Here is a 22,784-nt window from a genome sequence, read left to right as displayed (position 1 = left end):
GGCTCCAGGCAGTTCCCAAATTTCCGGTTTTTGACTATAATAGAATAGTATGCTTCAAAATGACCGGGAAAGGACTGCCTTTATGCCTGAAACCATCTCCTATAAAAGCACCCGGATGGCCTGTTACCGGGGATACATTGTCCAAGGGATTGTCAACAACATAAGCCCCCTGCTTTTCGTCATTTTCCAAAAGGAATTCGGCGTTTCCTACGCCATGATTTCCTCCCTGATCCTCTTTAACTTTGTCACCCAAATCCTGGTAGACCTGCTGTGCGTGCGCTTTGTCGACAAAATGGGCTACCGGGCCGCCGCTGTCATGGCCCATGTGTGCAGCGCTTTAGGGCTTACGCTGCTGGGGCTTCTGCCCCGGGTGCTGCCTTCTCCCTTTGCGGGCCTTGCCATCGCCACGGCGGTCAGCGCCATTGGCGGCGGCATGGTAGAGGTGATTATTAGCCCCATTATCGACTCCCTGCCCTCAGACGCCAAGGACGCCAAAATGAGCCTGCTCCACTCCTTCTACTGCTGGGGCCAGGTGGCAGTGGTGCTGCTGACCACCCTGGCAGTGCGCCTGCTGGGAGAGGGGCTGTGGTGGGTGCTGCCCCTTTTCTGGGCCTTGCTGCCTGCCTATAACTGCGTGGCCTTTGCCACAGTGCCCCTGCGGCCTACTGTGCCGGAGGAGGAAAAGTCCCCCTTAAAAACCCTGTTCCGATCCGGCGTTTTTATAACCGCCATGATGCTTATGCTGTGCGCCGGGGCCTCCGAGCTGGCCATGAGCCAGTGGAGTTCCCTTTTCGCGGAAAAGGCCCTGGGGGTGCCCAAGGTCATGGGCGATCTGCTTGGCCCCTGCCTTTTCGCCGTATTCATGGGGATTGGGCGTACTATTTACGGAATCTGGGGGGAAAAGCTGGATTTAAACCGGGCCTTGCTGTGTACCGCCTGCCTCTGCGCAGGGTGCTATCTGGGAGCAGCCCTGTTTTCCATACCCCTGGTTTCCCTGCTGTGCTGTTCCCTGTGTGGGTTTTCCATCAGCCTGATGTGGCCCGGGGTTCTCAGCGCCACTGCCGCCGCCTATCCCAAAGGGGGCACGGCCATGTTTGGCGTGCTGGCAGTGTGCGGGGACATCGGCTGCTCCTTAGGCCCTGCCCTTACAGGCGCTGTAAGCGACATCGCCCTGGGGCTGGGACGCGGGGAGCAGTGGGGATTGAAGGCCGGTATGCTGGGGGCAGCCCTGTTCCCCATGGTGCTTATCCTGTGCCTGCTTCTTTCCCGGCGTTTTCAAAAGACCGCATAACCGTATTTTTTAAAGCGCTTTTCTTCGTCAGCAGCAGTAGGCTTCTTTTGAACGGTTCTTTTATTGATAACTTTAATAGCAGGCTGCACAGCACTAAAAAGGCAAGACAAACCGCCAGGGTCTGTCTTGCCTTTAAGCTTTTAAGCGGACATCTATTTCTCCTGGGGGACAGGAAGATCCTTTACCAGCAGCAGCCGGGAAAGGCGCTGATCCTCAATTTTCAGTACGGTAACCGTCAGCCCCGCCACCTGCACCTGGGGGCGCTCCCCTTCCTTGGGGATGCGGCCCAGCAACTCTGTTACAAGCCCGGCGATGGTGTCATAGTCTCCTTCGGGCAGCTCCACCCCGGCCAAATCCGACACCTCGTCAATGGCGGCAGAACCGTCCACTGTAAAGGCCCTCTCGGAGAGTCGGAAAAATTCGTCCTCCTCGTTGTCATACTCGTCCTGTATGTTCCCCACAATGGATTCCATCAGATCTTCCAGGGTAATAAGCCCTGCCGTGCCGCCGTATTCATCCACCACAATGGCTATCTGCACCTTGCGCTCCGTCATTTCCGTAAAAAGGGAACTGCACTTCTTTGTTTCCGGGATAAAGTAGGCAGGGCGCATAAAGTCTGTAAGGGAGAGGCCCTGGGGGATGTCCGCCCCTACATAGGGCAGCAAATCCTTGGCATAGCAGATGCCCACCACAGAGTCGATATCCTCATGGTATACCGGCAGGCGGGAACACCCATGCTCTACGGCAGCTTCCACCAGCTCCCGGATAGGGGCGGTGTCCTCCACAGCGATAATGTCTGTGCGGTGTGTCATGGTTTCCCCGGCGGTGGTGTCATTAAAGTCCAGTATATTGGCTATCATATCCTTTTCTGTCTCCTCAATAACGCCCCGCTCCTCGCCCTTGCCCACCATCTGGAGGATTTCCTCCTCGGTCATAGCGTCCTCCAGGGCATGGGGATCGATGTGGAACAGGCGCAAAAGGCCGTTTGCAATCCAGGTGGAAAGCAGGAGCAGGGGCCGCGCCAGACAGGAAAGCACCCAGATAAGGCTGGCCCAGCGCTTACAAAAGCTTTCAGCCCCGTGGCGGGCGCTCTTTTTAGGGAGCAGATCGGCAAAGAGGAAAAACACCAGCATGTAACACAGGGATACCAGCAGGCAGGAGAGGACAGGGGCCAGCTTCAAAGGCTGCAGGCCCTCTTGGGCCGGGGGCCAGAAGCCGCTGATGCACAAGCTCAGCCCTAAAAGCCCGCAAAAGAAAAGCCCTAGCTGCAAGGGGGTAACGGCGCCATTTTGGGCCTGCAAAACCTTTAGGAGGGTTTGAGCCTTTTTGTCGCCGGACTCAGCGTCTTTTTTCACCTGGGAGGGGGATAAGCACCCCACAGCAGATTCCCCCGCCGCGTACAGCGCGGCAAGCAGCAGGCATAAGACTGTGAGCACAGTGGAAACGGCAAGCGTACCGTCAGGTTCGGGAGGCATGAAAAGGAAACTCCTTTCGGGGTGAAATTTAGTTGCTTTGCGTTTATTTTACAGGAAAGGCCAGGGTTTGTCAAATGTTCTCCGCAAAAGGGCATGATATACTGTTTAAAAAGCTTAAAAAGCGCGGCTTTCCTTGCCTGTGCCCGTTAAAAATGCTATACTAATAATTAATAAACGGAGCTAAGAGGAGGGAAACAGCCATGATGGAGGTTGTGTTCAGCGATAGCGCCGCCGGAAGCCTGAAATGCGCCCTGGCCCGCAAAGACGTGACAGAAAGCCACGTTATAGGCATTATCGGGGGAGACGGCCTGACAAAAGCGGAACAGCGTGCGCTAATACAGCAGGCCCGGGAGCAAGAGCGCAGGGCCTGGGAACAGGCTGTGCCTCTGGAGGGAAGCCCTGGAGACGTGCTGTGCTTCCCCCTGTGCGAAAGCGTGGGGGACATTTCTGGAGAGGACATAGGCCCCCAGCGGGAGCAGGTGCTGAAAGAGCTTCTGGGAACCTGCCCGGAAGGGGCGGAAGCGGCACAGGCAATGGCGGAAACCGGGCGGCAGAGCCTGAAGCGGCTTTTAGAGGGGGCTGCCCTGGGAGAGCCTTTCCGGGTGTGGGCCAGCGGAAGCCCGGACGAAGCCTGCGGCCTCTGCTGGCTCTTGGAACAGCTCCGGCCTTTGGGGCTGGAAAGCCTCTCATGCACCTGCGTGCCCCTGCCGCCATGCAGGGAGTGGGAAGCGGGGACGCTGACGGCGTACCAGTCCTGGGCGGAGGCGGAGCCGCATCAGTGGGGGCGGCTGGCGGGGGAGGGGAGGAAGCTTTCCACGGCCTGGGCCAGGATGCTCCAAAACCGCTGGGGGGAGCTGCAGGAGGAAAACGCGCCGCTGCGGGCGGTGGTGAACGGCCGGCTGGTAAGCGTGCCGGAGGAGTTTTACGACCCCTTTATTGCCCGGGAAATCGCGGTTCAGGGCAGGGAATTCCAGGAGGCTGTGGTGGTGGGGCGCGTGCTGGGCAGATACCGGCTGGGGATAGGCGACGGCTGGGTGGCAAGGCGCATAGAAGCCTTTATCCGGGCGGGCCTTTTGGAGGCTGTCACCCAGCCGGAGAAGGATGAGCCAGGTTATCACAGGATTTTGCGTAAAGTCGTGGGAGAGCGTCCCACACCCTGTAAGCCCTTTTTTAAATGGGCTTAACCTTAAAACTTGTTGAAAATAAAAAGGGTGGCAGCATAGCTGCCACCCTTTTTAGCGTCTGCGCTTTTTCCGGGGATAAGGCTTTGGCTCGTCAGTTAGTTCCAGCAGGTAATCCACGCTGGTGTTGTAAAATTCGCTGAGTTTGATGAGCACTTCTGTAGGAATGTCCCGATAGCCCAGTTCATAATTTGAGTAGCAAGCTTGTGTACAGTGGAGGTAGGTTGCTAAAGCCTGCTGCTTCAAGTCCATATCTTCACGCAAATCCCGAATCTTCTGGTACATAAATACGCCCTCCCTCCTTAACTGTCTTACGGCAGATAGGTCTTTTTAGGGGGCCTTCTTGGGTAAGGCTTTGGCTCATCGGTGAGGCCCAACAAATAGTCTGTGCTGGTGTTATAAAACTGGCTCAATTTGATGAGCACATTTAAAGGAATCTCACGGTCACCGCGTTCGTAGCGGGAATAGCATACCTGCGAGCATTGCAGGTATGCCGCCACGTCCTTTTGGAATAAATCATGATCTTCCCGTAAGTCTTTTATCCTCTGAAGCATAGTCCATCTCCCATTTTTGTATTGGGTCTTTACCAGAAAGTATAGACATGACAAAATGGCATATTGACAATAGATACCAAAATGGTTTATGATAATTGGGAGATTTTTATTCCAGAAAGGGGACAGGAACATGAGCACAGGTTTTATAATTGCGCTGGTGATACTGGCGCTGGCAGTCCACATTACGATTGTCATAGCTATGAACCAGGCTATGGAGGACAAAGGCTATGGCCGCGGGAGGGTTCGCGCCATCGGCTTGGTGCTGTGCGCGGTGTGCGGGTTCTGTGGGTGCGTCTATGTGGCGGCTTTGCCGGATCTCGTTTCCCAGGAGGCAGGCCGGAGGATTTTGAAAAGTTTGGAAAAGAAACCGTAAACAAAGCGGGAGGGGGCGGGGAAGCCGTCCTGTTTCTGCAATAATGAGGAAAAGCGCGGCAGGCAGGATGAGCCCCGCAGCCTTCCGTAAAAATTTTGCAAAAGGCTGATTTTTGCCTTTACAGCACTCGAAAAAAATGGTAGAATAAAACAACACGGGCATGTCCCGGCGTTTTGTCGCGCCCAAATGCCCGATGGAGCAGTTCCGATCATCCTAAAAGGAGGAAATCGTTATTATGGCAAGAAAAATGAAAACCATGGATGGCAACAACGCCGCCGCGCATGTCTCTTATGCCTTTACAGACGTTGCCGCCATCTACCCCATCACGCCCTCTTCCGTGATGGCTGACGAAACCGACAAGTATGCCGCCGCCGGGCGGAAGAACCTGTTCGGCCGTGAGGTGCGCGTCACCGAGATGCAGTCTGAGGCCGGCGCCGCCGGCGCTGTCCACGGCTCCCTTGCCGCCGGCGCGCTGACCACCACCTACACAGCCAGCCAGGGCCTGCTGCTGATGATCCCCAACATGTACAAGATCGCCGGCGAGCTGCTACCCAGCGTCATCCACGTCTCCGCCCGTACCGTGGCCACCCATGCCCTGAACATCTTCGGCGACCACTCCGACGTGTATGCCTGCCGCCAGACCGGCTATGCCATGCTGTGCGCCAACTCCCCCCAGGAGGTTATGGATCTGGGCGCTGTGGCCCACCTGTCCGCCATTAAGGGCAAGGTGCCTTTCCTCCATTTCTTTGACGGTTTCCGCACCTCCCACGAAGTGCAGAAGATCGAGACCTGGGACTATGAGGATCTGGGCGAGATGCTGGACTGGGACGCTGTAAACGAGTTCCGCCGTAATGCCCTGAATCCTGAGCACCCCGTGCTCCGGGGCCAGGCCCAGAACGGCGACATCTTCTTCCAGGCCCGTGAAGCCTGCAACAAGTATTATGACGCTGTGCCCCAGGTTGTGGTTGACTACATGAACAGGGTCAACGAGAAGATCGGCACAGATTACAAGCCCTTCAACTATTACGGCGCTCCCGATGCCGACAAGGTCATCATCGCCATGGGTTCCGCCTGCGAGACTATCGAGGAAGTCATCGACTACCTGATGGCCGCCGGGGAGAAGGTTGGCCTGGTGAAAGTCCACCTGTACCGCCCCTTCGTGGCAAAGTACCTGCTGGACGTGCTGCCTGAGACGGTGAAGACCATCTCCGTGCTGGACCGCACCAAGGAGCCCGGCTCCATCGGCGAGCCTCTGTACCTGGACGTGCTGGCCGCCATCAACGGCACCCAGTTCGGCGTGTGCCCCGTATACTCCGGCCGCTACGGCCTGGGCAGCAAGGACACCAAGCCCAGCGACATCATCGCCGTATACCGCAACATGGAGAGCGCCGAACCCAAGAAGCGCTTCACCATCGGCATTGTGGACGATGTGACCCATCTGTCTCTGGAAGTGAAGGAAGACCCGGATACCGCTCCCGCGGGCACCACCTCCTGCAAGTTCTGGGGCCTGGGTTCCGACGGCACTGTGGGCGCCAACAAGAACTCCATCAAGATCATCGGCGACCACACCGACATGTATGCCCAGGGCTACTTCGACTATGACTCCAAGAAGTCCGGGGGACTTACCATCAGCCACCTGCGCTTCGGCCACACCCCCATCAAGTCCACCTACTATATCTCCAAGGCGGACTTCGTGGCCTGCTCCAACCCTGCTTACCTGGAGACTTATGACATGGTGCAGGATCTGAAGAAGGGCGGCAGCTTCCTGCTCAACTGCGCCTGGAACGCCGAGGAGCTCAACGACCGCCTGCCCGGCAAGGTGAAGAAGTTCATTGCCGACAATGACATCAACTTCTACACCATCGACGCCTTTGCCATCGGCAAGGAGCTGGGCCTGGGCACCCGCACCAACACCGTGCTCCAGTCCGCTTTCTTCTCCATCGCCAAGATCATCCCCGCTGAGGATGCCATCCAGTATATGAAGGACGCGGCCCAGAAGTCCTATGGACGCAAGGGCGAGGCCGTGGTCAAGATGAACCACGACGCTATCGACCGTGGCGCTACCGGCTATGTGAAGGTAGACGTGCCCGCCGCCTGGAAGGACGCTGTAGACGACAGCCAGAAGAAGGTTGCCACAGGCAGCCGTCAGGAGCTGGTGGATTATGTCAACAACGTGGTGTTCCCCGTGAACTCCTTCCACGGCAAGGATCTGCCCGTCTCCACCTTCGAGAAGTATGCCGACGGCACCAGCCCCCAGGGCACCGCCGCTTACGAGAAGCGCGGCGTGGCTGTGGACGTGCCCCAGTGGATTCCGGAAAACTGCATCCAGTGCAACCAGTGCTCCTATGTGTGCCCCCATGCCGTTATCCGTCCCATCGCCATGACCGATGAGGAAGTGAAGAACGCGCCTGAGGCCATTAAGAGCAAGCCCATGACAGGCGTGCCCGGCATGAACTTTGCCATGGTTATCTCCACCTTGGACTGCACAGGCTGCGGCTCCTGCGTGACCACCTGCCCCGCCAAGACCAAGGCCCTGCAGATGGCCCCCATCGACTCCCAGCGGCCCCAGCAGGCTGTGTTCAACTATGCTATCGACCTGCCTGTTAAGGAAGCTGTTTCCGAGAAGTTCAAAGAGACTTCCGTCAAGGGCAGCCAGTTCAAGCAGCCCCTGCTGGAGTTCTCCGGCGCCTGCGGCGGCTGCGGCGAGACTCCCTATGCGAAGCTGGCCACACAGCTCTTTGGCGACAAGATGTTTATCGCCAACGCTACCGGCTGCTCTTCCATCTGGGGCGGTTCCGCACCTGCCACTCCCTACACTGTCAACAAGAAGGGCCACGGCCCCGCTTGGGAAAACTCCCTGTTTGAGGACAACGCCGAGTTCGGCCTGGGCATGACCCTGGCCCAGAACGCCGTGCGCGGCCGCCTCAAGGAGCTGACCGAGAAGCTGTGCGCCATTGAATATTGCGTGCCCGAAATCAAGGAAGCCGCCAAAGCCTGGATGGACACCATGTGGGACAGCAAGTCCAACGGCCCCGCTGCCGAGGCTTATATCGCGGCCCTGGAGAACGGCGTGATGACTGTGGACGAGAACATCGCTTTTGCCAGCTCTCCCAAGGCTCAGGAAGTCTTTGGTGACAAGGCTCCCGAGTTCCTGGCACATGCCCAGGCCCGCAAGGCCGCAGGCGAGAAGTATTGCGACTGCGAAGCCTGCACCCTGGCTCTGGAGATTTTGAAGGACAAGGATTACCTTGCCAAGAAGTCCATGTGGATTCTGGGCGGCGACGGCTGGGCCTATGATATCGGCTTCGGCGGCGTTGACCATGCCCTGGCTTCCGGCGAGAACATCAACATCCTGGTGTTCGACACCGAGGTGTACTCCAACACCGGCGGACAGGCCAGCAAGTCCACTCCCTGCGGCTCTGTAGCCCAGTTTGCCGCTACTGGCAAGGCCCAGAAGAAGAAGGATCTGGCGGCTATCGCCATGAGCTATGGCTATGTGTACGTGGCCCAGGTTGCCATGGGCGCCGACATGAACCAGTGCATCAAAGCCTTCTCCGAGGCTGAGAGCTACAATGGCCCCTCCATCATCCTGGCTTACGCGCCCTGCATCAACCATGGCATCAAAGGCGGCATGGGCGTTTCCATGGTAGAAGAGAAGAAGGCCGTGGCCGCTGGCTACTGGCACAACTTCCGCTTCGACCCCCGCCGGGCTGACGCAGGGGAGAACCCCTTCCAGCTCGACAGCAAGGAGCCTTCCGCTTCCTACCGCGACTTTATCATGGGCGAAGTGCGCTATAACAGCCTGACCCGTTCCTTCCCGGAGCGCGCCGAGACGCTGTTCGCAAACGCTGAGAAGTATGCAGCAGAGAAGTATGCGAAGCTGAAGAAGATGGCGGAATAATGGGAAAAATTTCCTTTTAAATCTATATGTCTCCTGAAAGAGGGGCTTGTCTGGTTCGCCGGGCAGGCCCCTCTGCTTTTTGCCGGGAAAAATTTTTTCAAGGCATGTTGCCAAAGCTTCCCATCCGCCGTCTAATATAGTAAACGCACTTGAAAATCGGTACATCCCGATTTTCAAGTTGAGCGGCTGAGCCACCTGGTTCAAAAGAGGGTTTCTGTCTCTTTTGAACTGCGTTAACTATAAACAGGAAAGAATTTAAGGGCTTTTTCCTGCCCTGCCTATATGGGGGTGGTAACTTTTTTAGCGGGAAGGAATGGGGATTTATGAAAAAAAGAAAAAAACCATTGGACTTTTCTTCTAATTATGGTACAATAAGCATAGCAACACGCGGCAGGGCAGGAGCTTGGCCGCGGGCAAAGGGAGGAGTGCGTTTTATGAAAAGATGGATGTGCCTGGTTTTAGGTTTATGCATGACGGCGGCGCTGCTGTCCGCCTGCGGGGAGGATGACAAGAAGAATGACAGCAGCTTGCCCAGCAGTTCCGGGACAGGCAGCAGCACAGTTACGCCAATTGCTGTGTCACCTTCCCCCACGCCGGAGCAGATGGCAAAGGCTGTAAAGGTAAAAGCGGATGACGGGTTGAATGTCCGCTCCAAGGGATCTACTGACGGGGACAAACTGGGCCTTGCTAAAAACGGATCCAAGCTGGCATTGCTGGTAGAGGACGAAAAAGACGGCTGGTACCAGGTTTCCTATAACGGCAAAGCGGCCTATGTTTCTGCCGAATATGTAGAGGTGGTGGAAGTAACCCTGGACGAATATAACAAGCTGAAAGAAGAAGCCGGCAAGGATAGCAAAACCAGCGGCAAGGACGAGGATAAGGATAACTCTGCCTCTTCCAAGGAGGAGGACAGTTCTCTGGCATCTTCCGGCGGCGATGACGAGGACGGGGAGTAAAGCTTTTGCTATGAATATTTTGATTGTTGGAGGCGGTCTGCTGGGCAGGCGGATTGCCCAGATGCTGGATGAACTGGGCCACAGCGTGTCCATTGTGGACGAGAGCGAGGACAATCTGGCCCAGCTCAGCGATAGTTTTCAGGGGGTGACAGCCCAGGGCTTTCCCATGGACATGAATGCCCTGCGGCAGGCTGGCATTGAAGGCTGCGACGCGGTGGCGGCTGTGACCTCAGATGACAACCTGAATATTGCTGTGGGGCAGATGGCCAAGGATGTTTTTGGCGTGCCCAAGGTTGTGGCGCGGATTTCCGATCCGGACAGGGAGAGCATTTTCCAGAAGGCCGGCCTGCTTACGGCCTGCCCTACCAACATGGCGGCGGACAAGCTGGCGGCAGCGCTGATAAGCCCTTTCCAGGCCCGGCAGGTCACCTTTGGGGAGGCAACTATCTCCTTGCAGTCCCGTTTGGTGGAGCGGAAAATGGCAGGCCACACCACAGCGCACCTGGAGCCTGCCCCAGAGGAGGGCCTGTTTGGTCTGATTAAGAAAGGCGGGCGGTTCCTGCTTTTCCAGGGGGAACCGCTGGCGCTGGAGGCCGGGGATCTGGTGGTGTACAGCAGGGTGATTGATTAGGCGAAAGGGAGGAAGCCCTCATGCAGATGGTAATTGTGGGCGGCGGCAAGGCTGGGTGGAATCTGGCCCGGGCGCTGCTGGAGCGCAGGCATTCTGTGACGCTGGTGGAGAAAGACAGAGCACGCTGCCGGGAACTGGCGGACGCTTTGGATGCTGCCATTTACCCTGGAGACGGCACCCATGTGCCTGTATTAGAGGCGGCAGGCACCTATGGCGCAGATTGCGTGATGGCAGTGACAGGGGTGGATCAGGATAACCTGGTGTGTGCCCAACTGGCCCAGAACCATTTTGGGGCGAAAAAGGTAATTGTGCGGGTGAACGATCCCCGCAACGCCAGCACATTCCGGGCGCTGGGCATCCACAATATTGTGAGCAGTACGGACATCCTGACAAAGATGATTGAGCAGGAGGCGGATATGGCCCACATGCACCTGATTGCCAGCCTGAACAAGGGCAAGGGGGAGATAAGCTCCATCACGTTAAGTCCTGATACAGCCTGGGCCGGGGTGCGCCTGATGGATATGAAGCTGCCAAAAGGCGCTTTGGTGATTTCCGTCATCCGCCAGGGGGAACTGACTATCCCTAACGGCGCAACAGTGCTGAACCCTGGGGACGAGCTGGTGGCTGTCAGCGAAGAGCGCAGCCAGAAAGCCCTGCGCAGAGTGCTTTCAGAAACAAAGTAAAATACATTTGTATAAGAAAAAGGATCCCGCAGAGGGGATCCTTTTTTGTTTGCTGTAAAGCAGGCTTTTCAGCTTGGGAAAGGGATTATTCCGGGGCTTTCATGCTTTCCACCATGCTGATATTTTTCAGCTTCCTGCCCATCACCAGGTTCACTAACACGCTGAACAGCAGGGTCAGCAGGGCAGACCACAGGTAGCTTAAAGGGTACACGCTTCTGCCAAACATGACGATATCCACTTCTGCTGTGCGGATGACAAACTGGTGCAGGGCCACGCCCAGGCCCAGCCCTGCAAGACAGCCGATTACCGTAAGGATGGCTGTTTCCCGGTATACATAGGCCGCCACCTCCCGGTCAAAAAAGCCCAGCACCTTGATAGTGGCAAGCTCTTTTTCCCGCTCGGTGATGTTGATATTGGTCAGATTATACAGCACCACAAAGGCCAAGGCCCCGGCGGAGATAATCAGCACCACCACAATCAGGTTCAGGCTTTGGATGGTGTTGTCAAAGCTGCGGGAAATCTCTGTGTTGAAGGTGGTCATGGCTACATCCCGGCACTGGAGCAGGGCAGTGGTTAAGGCTGTCTCGCTCTGGGGCGATTCCCCTTCCGGCAGGCGGCACAGAATGGAATTCATCTCTGCCGCCTCTCCGAAAGCCTCCTCATAGGCGGCAGGGGAGAGGTACAGAGTGTGATGGACATAGTTTTCGCAGATATCGGTGATGGTGAGGGAGGCTTCCTGCTCGTTGTGATTTTGCAGGATGATTGTGTCCCCGATTCGCAGGCGCTGGCGCTCTGCCAGCTTTTCCGTAATAATAACCGCGTTTTCGTCGAAGATAACTTCCCCGCCGTCTGTCCTGTGGCGGAAGGTGTAATATTCCGGCAGCAGGGAAACGTCGGAGGGGGCGAAAATGGTCACACTGTCGGCGGGATAGTCCCCAGCAGGCACCACCGTGCCTGCTTCCTGCATGGCGGGCAGGAAGCCTGCCACCCGGCTTTCATCCTCTAAAATGGCCTGCAGGTCACGGCCTTCTAAAGCGCTTTCCTCTGACAGGCCTATTGTAAGCTGGTAGTGGTTCAGCTCTGTAAACTGCTTGGCAGTGATGTCAGAGATAGAGTCTTTCACCCCAAAACCTGTCAGCAGCAGAGCTGTGCAGCCGGCGATGCCGGTTATAGTCATGAAAAACCGCTTCTTATAGCGGATAAGGTTTCGGGCGGTCACCTTCTGGGTAAATTTCAGGCGGCTCCACAGGGGTGTAATATACTCCAGCAGAATGCGTTTTCCCGCTTTGGGAGCTTTGGGCAGCATCAGCCGGGCGGGAACCTCCCGAAGTTCGTGCCAGCAGGCGTTGAGGGTAGCGCCCATGGTACACACCACTGCCGCAATGGAAGCGATGGCGGCATACAGCCAGTTAAAGGGTGTGAGCACATAGGGGATGTCATACATAATGTTGTAGGCTGTGATGATAATGGAGGGGAACAGCCAGGAGCCTACGGCCAGGCCTATGGCGCACCCGGCCAGGCTGGCTGCCGCGGCATACAGCAGGTATTTCGCCGCTATCTGTCCGGAGCTGTACCCCAGGGCCTTCAAGGTGCCGATTTGCTGCCTATCTTCTTCCACCATGCGGGTCATGGTGGTGAGGGCCACCAGCGCCGCCACCAGGAAGAAGAACAGGGGGAACACAGCGGCAATGGCGGCTATTTTGTCCGCGTTGCCTGCGTAGCTTGCGTAGCTGGTGTTGTCCATCCGGTCAAATACATACCACTGGCCTTCTTCAATATCCCGTATCTGGGCTTCTCCGTCCAGTATCTGCTCCCAGGCATCTGCCAGCTCCTTGTCGGCCTTAGCCTTGCCCTCGTCATATTCCTTCTGGCCCTCTGCCAGTTCCTTTTTGGCATCCTCCAACTGCTGTATGCCATCGTCATACTGGGCCTGGGCGTCTGCAAGCTGGGCTTCCGCTTCTGCAAGCTGGTTTTCCCCTTCCTGCTTTGACTGCCGCAGCAGGGCGGCGTTTTGATCCAGTTGGGCTTTCTGCCCGGAAAGGGCCGCCTGCTGGGTTTGTAGGTTCGCGCGCTGGGCAGAAAGTTCCTTTTGGCCCTTGTCAACCTCTGCCCGGCTGGCCTGCACCTGCTGGGCATTCTGCGCATACGCCGCTTTTCCCGCTTCCAAAGCCTGCCTGGACCCGGCGGTATCGGTGCCCTGGGCCTGCAGGGCCAGCAGGCTTCCTTGCAGGGGGGCAAACTGCTCTGCCGCTTCCGGGGAAACAGCGCTTAGCTGCGCGATGAGCGCCAAAGCTGCCGCGTCAGAGGTGTCGTTTACCTCCAGCCCCAGGCCTTTGGCGGCTTCCCACAAAAGGGCCTTGCTGTTTTCCAGGGAAGCGAGGTTTGCTTCCTGCTGGTCAAGCTGCTCTTTGGCCTTTAGAAGCTGGCTTTCAGCGGCTTCCACCTGGGCCTTGCCTTCATCCAGCTTTTTCTGGGCGGCGTCTAGCTGCCGCCGCCCGCTGTCTATCTGCTGCTGATACTGGTTTATCTGGGCATAGCCGCTGTCTATCTGCTGCTGGGCAGAGGCGGTTTGGGACTGGAGCGCGGCCCGGTTATCCGAAAGGGCGGTTTTGCCGTCCTCAATCTCCTGCTTCGCGTCCAGCAGTTTCTGCTGGTTTTCCTCAATTTCCTTCTGCCCGTCTGTAAGCTTGTCCAGAGCTTCCGCCAGTCCCTGCTCTGCGTCGGCCTTGCCCTTTTCATATTCCTCTTTGGCGTCAGCCAGTTCGGCCTCCGCCTCGCCTTTTATCTCTTCATACCGCGCTTTGGCCCGATCTTCCCCCAGCGCTTCCAGGCGTTCCTGCAGCCCGTCCACCGTTTTTTCATAGGCGCCGCCAAAGGAATTCCAGTTTTTAACCCCTTCGGCGGTAAGATAGGCGCCAGTGTAATAGTCTGTGTGGAAGCTTTCCGGCACAGTGAGGGCGAACATGTCAATGGTGCCGCTGCCGGCAGAGGTGTGCTCCTGCTCCATGGAGAGATAGGTAGAGCTTTGCACCGTGCCCACTACTGTGAAGAAGGCAGGCACTGTGTCCTCCAGATCCTGCCCGTCCTGCAGGGCAAGGGTTTCTCCTATCCAGTCCCGCTTTTCTATCAGGGTCTTTGTGAGGATAACGGCACATTCCCCGGCCTGTTCCGGCAGGCGGCCCGACATCAGCACCGGCGTGTTGATGCTGGGCGCGCCTTCCTCCGGCAAGGTGTGCATCCGAAGGGTGAGGGCATCCCCTTCCTGGGATTCCACCACAAAATCCATGTCGCGAACAGGCATTACGCCCTCTATGCCGTCCATTTCCTCCAGCAGGCGGATGTCCTCCTCCGTCATCCCCAGGGTGGAGACGGCCCGCAAATCGTAAAAATCTGTGTCGTCGTAATATTGCTCAGCCGAGGCCCGCATGTCTCCTGGAGAGGAGAGCAGCCCAGCCAGGAACCCTACCCCCAGGGCCACAATGGCGAAAATCGCCAGGAACCGGGAGAGGGAGCTGCGCACAGTGCGCAGGATGGACTTGCAATATGTCTTTTTCATAGCATTCCCCGCCCTCCTTTTGTTCCTGCTACCACTCGATTTCCTCTACGGGAGTGGGATGAGGGTTCACTTCATTGGAGAGGGCCTTGCCGCTCTTTATACGGATAACCCGGTCTGCCATAGCTGTCAAGGCCCCGTTGTGGGTGATAATCAGCACTGTGCGCCCGGTGCGGCGGCAGGTGTCCTGCAAAAGCCCCAGCACTGCCTTGCCGGTGTTGTAGTCTAAAGCGCCTGTGGGCTCGTCGCACAAAAGAAGCTTAGGATTTTTGGCCAAGGCCCGGGCAATGGCAACCCGCTGCTGTTCGCCTCCGGAAAGCTGGGCCGGGAAATTTTTCAGCCTGTCCCCCAGGCCCACGTCTCGCAGGGTTTGGGCGGCATCCAGTGGCTCCCGGCAGATTTCGCTTGCCAGTTCCACATTCTCCAAAGCTGTCAGATTCTGCACCAAGTTATAAAACTGGAACACAAAGCCCACTTCATGGCGGCGGTAGGCTGTGAGCTGCCGGGGATTGTAGCCGCTTATCACATTGCCGTCCAGGGTGATGGTTCCCTCGTCACAGGTGTCCATGCCTCCCAGCATGTTCAGCACAGTGGTTTTGCCTGCCCCTGAAGGCCCTACAATTACGCAGAACTCTCCCTTTTCCACAAAGAAGCTGATGTGGTCAGCGGCGGCAATGGTGTTGCCGCCCATCGTGTAAAATTTGCACACGTTTTCAAACTCAATAAAATGCGACATGAGAATACCCTCCTGACCGCTTATTTGTATACTTGAAGTATAAACAGGATGTGTGAAGGCAGTTTCAAAAAAGTATGAACAAATTATGATTCCTAAACAAATAAAATTTTATGATGTTTATAAGTATTCGGAATCAGGCCGCTGGGCTTTGGCGGCGGCCCAGTCGAAATCCCGAAGCTCCCCTTTGCAGGCAAGGGAGGGATACCCCCACTGCCGCAGCACCTCGAAAGCGCCCACCGCTACGGAATTAGACAGGTTCAGGCTCCGGGCGCCGTCCATCATGGGGATGCGCACGCAGCTTTCCGGATGGGCAAACAACAGGCTTTCCGGCAGCCCGGCAGATTCCTTGCCGAAAAACAGGTAGCAGCCGTCGGGATAGGCGATATCACTGTGGCGGTTTTGGGATTTGGTGGAAAAGAAGAAAAAATTCCCTTGGTTTTTTGCAAAAAAATCGTCCAGGCTATGGTAATAGCGGAGGGTCAGATATTGCCAGTAGTCAAGGCCTGCATGGCGCAGTTTTTTGTCATCCGGGGTAAAGCCCATGGGGCCGATAAGGTGCAGGGCAGCGCCGGTGACAGCACAGGTGCGTGCGATATTCCCTGTGTTCTGGGGGATTTCCGGCTCTACAAGCACAATGTTCAAGGAAGCCATAAAAGGCCACCGCCTTTCAGAAGCCGTACTATGGGACTGGCGCGGCTTCTTAAAAATTCACAAAATCTGGGGGCGGCTGCCCCCGCATAAAGGGAGGGGCAGCGGGTATGCTGAATGGTAGGACAGCCTTGCGGCTGCTGAGAATTTATTTGATACTATGGAGGATTGACGCTATGTACAAGCAGACCATGAACGTGGCAAAGGGCATAGGCATGGGCGTGTTGGCGGGTACGGTGGTTGCGGCTATTGGCGCAAAGGCCATGGAAGGGAACCACCGCAAGGCGGCACACATGAAGAAAAGCGCGGGGCGGGCCATCCATACCGTGGGAAACCTGATTGGCGATGTGGAGAAAATGCTGAAATAAAGGGGAAGCGGGGGCCGTTAGCGCCCCCGCTTCTTTATAGTTCCCAGTCAGGCTCCGCATACTCCGGGCTGGTAAGCTGGAACTCCTCCGCTGGCTTCTGATACAGGATGCCGTTGTAATATTGGTCGTCGCGCCATTCGCCGTCAAAAACGATGCCGCCGTTTTTGTCAAATTCCGTGCCGTGGCCATGGCGCTTGCCGTTTTTCCAACTGCCGTAATAAAGCAGGTTGCCATCCGGATCAAAGGCAGAGGCAAGGCCAGTGTTCTGTCCGCCCCGCCACTTTGTCACCAGCACAGATCCGTCTGCACTGCTGATGCTCACCCCGGCGCCTTCCTTTTTGCCGCCTACAATGCGGCCACCATAGCGCAGGCTGCCCTCCCGGTCAAAGAGGGACACCTGCTGTCCGGGCTTTCCCTGCATCCAGCGGGAAATGTGCAGGGCATGATCCCCTTCCCGGAAGGAAACACCCAGGCCATCCTTTTTGTCATTCCGCCAGAAGCCCGCATAGCTTAAATCGCCGCTTTTATAATAGTGACTGCCAAAGCCCTGGCGCTTGCCGTCTTTATATTCCCCTTCATAGGCGGTCAGGCCGCCGGGCTGCTCGGCCCGGCCTTTGCCTGTAAGCTTTCCCGTCCGCATCCGATCAGAGCCGGAAGGGCTTACAGGGGCAGGCGCGTTCTGGCGGGCTGCAGGAGGGGCAGGAGGCTGGGAAGTTGGCCCGGCGTGCCGGGGAATGGCAGGACCGCTTTTGTGGGCGTGGTTCTGGGGCTGGCGGACGCCGGAAAAGCTGGGACTTTCCCCTAGGGCTGTGCGCCTGGGCGGCTCCCCGCTGTTTGCCTGCCTGGCGGCGGACAGGATGGCCGTATCCTCCAGGCTCATGGAGGGCTGGGAACGCGCTGGCTGCTGTGCCCGTTTAGGCGGGCTTCCGCCGCCTGCCTGCCTTGCGGCGGACAGGATAGAGGTGTCCTCCAGGCTCATGGCAGGCTGGGAGCGTTCCGGCTGCTGCGCCCGTTTGGGTGGACTCCCGCCGCCTGCCTGTCTGGCGGCGGAAAGAATGGAGGTGTCCTCCAGGCTCATGGAGGGCTGTTCTTCCTGCCAGACGCTGGAAGCAGGTGTGCTGGAAACAGGCACACCGGAAGAACTGCCGTTTGCGGCAGCCCGCTTAGGCAGGTGCTGAGCAACAGGCGCCGGGGGTTCCCCATGGAAGGCAGGACAGGCTGGCTCTTCCGCCCTGGAAATTTCCGCCCGCTGCTCCATAGCTTCCCGCACCACCGGTAAGATAGCAGAATCCGGCTCTGGCGGCAGGGGATCTTCCGCAGGCTGGGGTTCGGCAAAAACCGCCTGGACAGCTTCTTCCCATACCGGGGGGGCAGGCTCCTCCGGTATGGGTTCTTCCTGCGCGGGCATGGGGGCTTCCCCGGCGTCTGCCTGCCGGGCGTCCGCCAGGATAAATTCCAGGTCAAGCTCGTCTGTCTGCACAGGCTCTTCCGGCAGGGGGGCAGGCGGCTCTTCGTGAGGGATATCCTGGGCCAGGGCCTGCGCAGGGGGCGGGGGAGAGACGGGTTTTTCCGGCGCTTCAATCCTGGCATATTCCTCCAGGCTGGTGAAGGTTACTGCTGTGTCCTCCTCGCCCTCCTCCACAGGGAAAGCACCCTCTTTTATCTCCCAGGCAGGCATCAGCACCATGGTGCCGCTGCTGATTTCCTCCAGGGCCAGGGTGCGCTCCTCCGCCTCCTTCTGGGGGCAGTAGCACACCTGCCCACTTTCCAGGGCCGCAATCAGCGGTGGCTCTCCAAAACGGGCGTTAATGAGGGCCTGCTCCGCGGAACCGGCCTGATAGGGCGCAGGGTGCAGGATGACGGAGCGGTACAGCTTTTTGCCGGAATCCCAATCATAGCGCTCCACAGTGTTTTCCATGGGATCGGGCTTGAACATCACCTTGGCGGTACCCGGATCCCATGGTTCATAATATTCTGATTTTTGCCAGGCATGTTCCTTGTTGAAAAACACCCGGCTGACGATGCTCCCCCGGAAGTCCCGGTTTACCAGCACATAACCGTTTTTCTGGTCAAAGGCCTCCTCCAGGGCAACGCCCTTTTGCTCGGAAACGCCTAAGGCGGTCTTTTTCCAATAGAAGCCCCACCGGGAAAGCTTCCCGCGCAAGTCTCCGTCAAAGCCCTTTACAACCTCGTGGCGGCCCATTTTCACAGCCCTGCGGCCGCCGGCGAAAAAGCGCTTCCGAGCCGCTGCCAGCTCCCCCTGCAAAACCTCCAGGCTGTCCCGCTGGGGGAAGCACACGCAATACACGTTTTGAGAGAGCAGGCTGGCGCCGTCGCCTCTGGGATCCTTTTTCTCTTTTTCCATGGTTTCCACACTTCCCTCCCGGACAAAAAGACATACTTTTACCTATTATACTATAAAAACCGGGAATAAGAAAGGTTTTATCAAAAATCCCCGAAATTTCCTATGGCTTGCCGCTGAAAAATACTGCCTGCAAGTGACTATATGACGGCAGGGCCAGACTTTAGAAGCTGTGTCTGCCCTAGGGCGGGCTGCTTATTCCTTGCCGTCCCAACAATAGGTACACAGGCGGCACTTTTCTAAGCCCACAGAAGCCACCATATCATCCAGGCGGTGATAGCGCAGGGAGGTGAAGCTCAGCTTCCTGCCGATATAGTCCACCATGGCCTGATGCTGGGGGGTTTCCGGATCCGCGTACAGGTCGATGTTATCTGGGGTGCTGGTGCCCTCCAGTTCCCGGATAACTCGGCGGGTTATCAAATCGTCCTGGGAGGTGGAGCGGGAGAAGTTCAGGTATTTGCAGCTATACAGCGGCGGGGGACAGGCCGGGCGCACATGTACCTCCCGGGCGCCGCTCTGGTATAAAAACTCTGTGGTTTCCCGAAGCTGGGTGCCCCGCACAATGGAGTCGTCAATCAGCAGCAGGCTGCGGTTTTTAATCAGGTCATGGACAGGGATCAGCTTCATCTTGGCAATAAGATTCCGCTGGCTCTGTATGGTGGGCATGAAAGAACGGGGCCAGGTGGGCGTATACTTGATAAAAGGCCGGGAGAAGGGGATGCCCGAGGCATTGGCATAGCCAATGGCGTGGGCGGTGCCGGAATCGGGCACGCCGGCTACGGTGTCCGGCTTGGCATCATCCCTTTTAGCCAGCATGGCCCCGCAGCGGTAGCGCATTTCCTCCACGCTGATCCCCTCGTAAGAGGAGGAGGGGTAGCCGTAATACACCCACAAGAAGGTGCAGATGCGCATTTCCTTCCCAGGGGCCAGCAGGGTTCTGGCGCCTTCAGGGGTTATCATGGCGATTTCCCCGGGGCCTAACTCCCTCTCCTGGGTATAGCCCAGGTTCAAATAGGCGAAGCCTTCAAAGGAGACGCAGCAGGCCCCGTCTTTTATGCCCACGGACACAGGGGTGCGCCCCAGCCTGTCCCGGGCCGCCACAATGCCCTGGGGTGTTAAAATCAGCATGGTCATGGAGCCTTCAATGGTTTCCTGGGCATAGCGCACGCCCTCAATCAGGTTTTCCTTCTGGTTGATAACCGCTGCCACCAGTTCTGTGGCATTGACCTCGCCGCCGCTCATCTCCAGAAAATGGGAGTGGCCATTTGCGAAAAGCCTGTCTACAATGGCCTGGATGTTGTTGATTTTGCCCACAGTCACAATGGCATAGGTGCCATGGTGGGAGCGCACAATGAGGGGCTGCGGTTCATAGTCGGAGATGGAGCCAATGCCCCAGCGGCCCCGCATTTCCGACACGTCCTTGTCGAACTTCGTGCGGAACGGGGAATTTTCGATGTTGTGTATAGCCCGGTCAAAGCCTTTTTCCCTGTCGTACACAGCCATGCCTGCCCGGCGGGTGCCCAGATGGGAGTGATAGTCTGTTCCGAAAAACAGGTCGAACATGCAGTCGTCCTTAGAAGCTACGCCAAAAAATCCACCCATAAATGATATGTTCCTTTCTTTAGGAAGCGCTGATTAAATCTGGTGCGCAAATCGTACCGACAGATTTTTCGTCAGGGTGTATAGATTGAGCGCAGGCAAGCTGGCGCTTGTCAAGCGAAAGATGTGCATCATGACGGAAAATATGCTAGCGAGGTGCGTGCCAAGCCCCTAGGCGCGATTTAATCAGTGGTTCCTTTATCAGAAGCCGTTCCTTGCCCTGCTGCGGGCTTTCCTTTTATAAGTTTATCATACCTTCGGGAAAACTACAATGTTCTGCGGGTGAAAAATACAGGGAAACAAGGGATTTTGCGGGAGTTTCATAAGGTTGCACAGAAAAGGCCGAAAAGGGGCCTTGTAATGGTGCAAAACATAAAAAATGCAGGAAAGACAAAATCCACTTGCATTTTCCGCCGGGATATATTAAACTATTTAAAGTTTGACCTGTGAAAATGAAAAAGCATTGCGGTACATGATTCATAATTTCATTTTTGATTAGGAGATGTTCGGAATGAAACTGGCAGCGATGGAAATTGGCGAGCTGCGGCGTGTCTGCCGGGAAGCCGCAAAGCAGTATGAAGATTTCAAGTCTTTGGGTATGAGCCTGAACATGGCGCGGGGGGTGCCCAGCGCGAAACAGCTTGATTTGGCCCTGGGCGTGCTGGAAGCACTCCATGCCAGAAGCGAGTTTGCAAATTCTGACGGTGACGACTGCCGCAACTACGGCGTGTGGAACGGCCTGCCGGAAATGCGGGCCATTTTCAGCGAAATGCTGGGGGTGCCTGCCGGGCAGATTATCCTGGGCAACAACTCCAGCCTGCAGATGATGTTCGACGCTGTGTGCCAGGGGTATGTGAAGGGCTTCGGCGGCTATGAGCCTTGGGGCAGGCAGGGAAAGGTGAAGTTTTTGTGCCCTTCCCCTGGATATGACAGGCATTTCGCGGTGACGGAATATTTCGGCATTGAGATGATTCCTGTCCCCATGCTGAAAACCGGCCCGGACATGGATATTATTGAACGGCTGGTGAAGAATGACGAGAGCATAAAGGGCTGCTGGTGCGTGCCCAAATACTCTAACCCCACAGGCGTTACCTATTCTGATGAAACTGTCCGGCGTTTTGCAGCCCTGCGTCCTGCTGCCAAGGATTTCCGCATTATGTGGGACAATGCCTACTGTGTCCACGACCTGACCGACACTCCCGACACCCTTCTGAACCTCTATGACGAGTGCGTGAAACAGGGGACAGAAAACCAGGTTCTGTTCTTTGCCTCCACCTCCAAAATTTCCTTCCCCGGCGCGGGAGTGGCGGCCCTGGCAGGCAGCTCTAAAAATATTGCAGAGTTCCAGAAGCGCATCACCACCCAGACCATTGGCCCGGATAAGCTTAACCAGCTCAGGCACATCCTGTTCCTCCACGACATCAACGGGGTACACACCCTAATGAAAGGCCACAGGGACATCCTGGCCCCGAAGTTTTGCATTGTGCGGGAAACCCTGCAAAAGGAACTGGGGGATTTGGGTATAGCCAAGTGGAGCAATCCCCAGGGGGGATACTTTGTGAATCTGGATGTGATGAACGGCTGCGCGAAGCGGGTGGTAGAGCTGTGCAAGGAGGGCGGCGTAGCCCTTACCAGCGCTGGGGCCACCTTCCCTTACGGGGCCGATCCCAATGACAGCAATATCCGCATTGCCCCTTCCTTCCCGCCAGAGGAGGAACTGTCCCAGGCCATGCACCTGCTGTGCATCTGTGTAAAACTGGCGGCCGCAGAAAAGCTGCTGGACGAGAGGCAGTAACGGGAAAAAGCGTCCAAAGCTTGAGATGAATGAGATGAAAAGCGAATAAGCAGCAAAAGGGCCTGCCGTCTGGGAAAAACAGATGGCAGGCCCTTTGTGCTGCTTTAGAACAATTTTCCCCAATTTTAGAGCATGGGTGAGAATACTCTTAACCCTGCCCGTCCCGGGGATAGGGCTTCTCTTCATCGGTAAGGCCTGCAAGATAATCCATGCTGGTGTCTAAGGCCAAGGCAATGCGGCGGCATTGCTCGAAGGTATAATAGCGTTTGCCGCTTTCAATTTTGGAATAGTCGCTTTGGTCGATGCCTGTCAGCATCTGCATTTTGATTTGCGTGTAACCCCGCTTCTGCCGGAGTTCTTTAAGCCTGTTCATAGGGTATCACCTCTTGTTTATTATGGCGAATTGACCTATTTACATTAGGGATAATTTGACCTATAATGAAACAGAGGTGATGGAAATGCCGGATTATAAAGAGATGTATCTTACGATGGTTCGTGAGACGGAGAAGGGGATTCGCATATTGATTGACGTACAGAAAAGATGCGAGGAAATGGCAATCAGCTCAGAGGATGCCCCGATTACACCCATTTGCAGGCAGATGGGATTGTACAGGACACAAAAAGAGCAGAAAAGTGGGGGAAATGATTGACAGGCGGCGGGTGGTATTATAAAATAAG

18 protein-coding genes are annotated in these 22,784 nt (G+C 56.6%); 9 read left to right on the top strand and 9 right to left on the bottom strand.

Features of this window, described 5'->3' with window-relative positions:
- The first annotated feature begins 82 nt into the window (after window positions 1-82).
- Window positions 83-1,291, top strand: coding sequence for a sugar MFS transporter (locus D1841_RS03400; protein ID WP_160641988.1), 1,209 nt, complete (start codon window positions 83-85; stop codon window positions 1,289-1,291).
- A 152-nt stretch (window positions 1,292-1,443) separates the two neighbouring features.
- Here D1841_RS03400 and D1841_RS03395 read toward each other — a convergent pair whose 3' ends face one another.
- The gene (locus D1841_RS03395; RefSeq protein WP_160641987.1) at window positions 1,444-2,766 is read right to left on the bottom strand and encodes a hemolysin family protein; all 1,323 of its coding nucleotides are present in this window, start codon (window positions 2,764-2,766) and stop codon (window positions 1,444-1,446) included.
- A gap of 200 nt (window positions 2,767-2,966) precedes the next feature.
- On the opposite strand from D1841_RS03395, the gene D1841_RS03390 reads away from it, so the two are divergent.
- Window positions 2,967-3,950, top strand: a complete 984-nt coding sequence (locus tag D1841_RS03390) for a DUF3658 domain-containing protein (RefSeq protein WP_160641986.1) — start codon at window positions 2,967-2,969, stop codon at window positions 3,948-3,950.
- 51 nt (window positions 3,951-4,001) lie between these two features.
- Here D1841_RS03390 and D1841_RS03385 read toward each other — a convergent pair whose 3' ends face one another.
- Together D1841_RS03385 and D1841_RS03380 are read right to left on the bottom strand one after the other, a co-directional pair.
- Window positions 4,002-4,232, bottom strand: a complete 231-nt coding sequence (locus tag D1841_RS03385) for a helix-turn-helix domain-containing protein (protein WP_160641985.1) — start codon at window positions 4,230-4,232, stop codon at window positions 4,002-4,004.
- Window positions 4,233-4,258: 26 nt separating this feature from the next.
- A complete protein-coding gene (locus D1841_RS03380; protein ID WP_160641984.1) occupies window positions 4,259-4,501 on the bottom strand; it encodes a helix-turn-helix domain-containing protein in 243 nt (80 codons plus the stop codon).
- Window positions 4,502-4,631: 130 nt separating this feature from the next.
- Here D1841_RS03380 and D1841_RS03375 point away from each other — a divergent pair, with 130 nt between their 5' ends.
- From D1841_RS03375 to D1841_RS03355, 5 genes are all read left to right on the top strand, one after another.
- Window positions 4,632-4,874, top strand: coding sequence for a hypothetical protein (locus D1841_RS03375; RefSeq protein ID WP_160641983.1), 243 nt, complete (start codon window positions 4,632-4,634; stop codon window positions 4,872-4,874).
- Between the two features lie 235 nt (window positions 4,875-5,109).
- Entirely contained in the window at window positions 5,110-8,775 is a 3,666-nt protein-coding gene (gene nifJ, locus D1841_RS03370; RefSeq protein WP_160641982.1) for a pyruvate:ferredoxin (flavodoxin) oxidoreductase, read from the top strand.
- Window positions 8,776-9,209: 434 nt separating this feature from the next.
- Complete coding sequence (locus tag D1841_RS03365) at window positions 9,210-9,731, top strand: SH3 domain-containing protein (RefSeq protein ID WP_160641981.1); 522 nt, start codon at window positions 9,210-9,212, stop codon at window positions 9,729-9,731.
- A 10-nt stretch (window positions 9,732-9,741) separates the two neighbouring features.
- On the top strand, window positions 9,742-10,362 hold the full coding sequence (locus D1841_RS03360) for a TrkA family potassium uptake protein (RefSeq protein ID WP_160641980.1): 621 nt from the start codon (window positions 9,742-9,744) through the stop codon (window positions 10,360-10,362).
- Window positions 10,363-10,382: 20 nt separating this feature from the next.
- Window positions 10,383-11,045 carry a TrkA family potassium uptake protein gene (locus D1841_RS03355; protein ID WP_160641979.1) on the top strand — a complete coding sequence of 221 codons (663 nt, stop codon included), beginning with the start codon at window positions 10,383-10,385 and terminating at the stop codon, window positions 11,043-11,045.
- 85 nt (window positions 11,046-11,130) lie between these two features.
- Here D1841_RS03355 and D1841_RS03350 read toward each other — a convergent pair whose 3' ends face one another.
- The 3 genes from D1841_RS03350 to D1841_RS03340 form a co-directional block, all read right to left on the bottom strand.
- Complete coding sequence (locus tag D1841_RS03350) at window positions 11,131-14,601, bottom strand: FtsX-like permease family protein (RefSeq protein WP_160641978.1); 3,471 nt, start codon at window positions 14,599-14,601, stop codon at window positions 11,131-11,133.
- A 28-nt stretch (window positions 14,602-14,629) separates the two neighbouring features.
- Complete coding sequence (locus D1841_RS03345) at window positions 14,630-15,334, bottom strand: ABC transporter ATP-binding protein (RefSeq protein WP_160641977.1); 705 nt, start codon at window positions 15,332-15,334, stop codon at window positions 14,630-14,632.
- 117 nt (window positions 15,335-15,451) lie between these two features.
- Window positions 15,452-15,985 carry a tRNA (cytidine(34)-2'-O)-methyltransferase gene (locus D1841_RS03340; protein WP_160641976.1) on the bottom strand — a complete coding sequence of 178 codons (534 nt, stop codon included), beginning with the start codon at window positions 15,983-15,985 and terminating at the stop codon, window positions 15,452-15,454.
- Window positions 15,986-16,092: 107 nt separating this feature from the next.
- On the opposite strand from D1841_RS03340, the gene D1841_RS03335 reads away from it, so the two are divergent.
- Complete coding sequence (locus D1841_RS03335; RefSeq protein ID WP_160641975.1) at window positions 16,093-16,350, top strand: hypothetical protein; 258 nt, start codon at window positions 16,093-16,095, stop codon at window positions 16,348-16,350.
- Window positions 16,351-16,384: 34 nt separating this feature from the next.
- Here the strand turns inward: D1841_RS03335 and D1841_RS03330 are convergent, their stop codons facing one another.
- Together D1841_RS03330 and D1841_RS03325 are read right to left on the bottom strand one after the other, a co-directional pair.
- Complete coding sequence (locus tag D1841_RS03330) at window positions 16,385-18,715, bottom strand: hypothetical protein (protein ID WP_161879882.1); 2,331 nt, start codon at window positions 18,713-18,715, stop codon at window positions 16,385-16,387.
- 192 nt (window positions 18,716-18,907) lie between these two features.
- Window positions 18,908-20,314, bottom strand: a complete 1,407-nt coding sequence (locus D1841_RS03325; protein ID WP_160641973.1) for an amidophosphoribosyltransferase — start codon at window positions 20,312-20,314, stop codon at window positions 18,908-18,910.
- Window positions 20,315-20,822: 508 nt separating this feature from the next.
- Between D1841_RS03325 and D1841_RS03320 the strand changes: the two genes are divergently transcribed.
- Entirely contained in the window at window positions 20,823-22,106 is a 1,284-nt protein-coding gene (locus D1841_RS03320; protein ID WP_201751207.1) for an aminotransferase class I/II-fold pyridoxal phosphate-dependent enzyme, read from the top strand.
- A gap of 148 nt (window positions 22,107-22,254) precedes the next feature.
- On the opposite strand, the gene D1841_RS03315 is transcribed toward D1841_RS03320, so the two are convergent.
- Window positions 22,255-22,479 carry a helix-turn-helix domain-containing protein gene (locus D1841_RS03315; RefSeq protein ID WP_160641971.1) on the bottom strand — a complete coding sequence of 75 codons (225 nt, stop codon included), beginning with the start codon at window positions 22,477-22,479 and terminating at the stop codon, window positions 22,255-22,257.
- Window positions 22,480-22,784: the final 305 nt, after the last annotated feature.

Source organism: Neglectibacter sp. X4 (assembly GCF_009917365.1).
Taxonomy (GTDB): domain Bacteria; phylum Bacillota; class Clostridia; order Oscillospirales; family Acutalibacteraceae; genus Acutalibacter.
This window is presented reverse-complemented; position numbering and strand designations above follow the sequence as displayed.